We start from the raw sequence: 243 nt of genomic DNA, 5'->3' as shown, positions 1-243 counted from the left end.
ACAAATGCACCAAAGGAATCAAATGTATTTTTTGACAAAACAAAAACGGGGAAAACTAGACCGTGGCGAGAAAGAAAGATTGATAGTGTAAGTTATTCTGAACTTTTGTTTATACTAGAATTTAAGAAAGCTGAACGTGTCAAGGATTGCGGTGTTATTTTGCAGTTTAAAGCAAACGATACAGGTCACTTGAAATTATATAAAGCGTGGTTTTGTAAATCCAAACTTTGTTCATTATGCAAT

General features: G+C 32.9%; 1 pseudogene. It reads left to right on the top strand.

What is annotated here, in order from left to right:
- A pseudogene (locus AWV70_RS24355) lies at window positions 1–243 on the top strand (hypothetical protein); the annotation flags it as partial.

This window comes from Sporosarcina koreensis (genome assembly GCF_001531445.1).
Classification (GTDB): domain Bacteria; phylum Bacillota; class Bacilli; order Bacillales_A; family Planococcaceae; genus Sporosarcina; species Sporosarcina koreensis_C.
The sequence above is the reverse complement of the archived record's forward strand: the minus strand, read 5'-3'. Positions and strand labels throughout refer to the sequence as shown.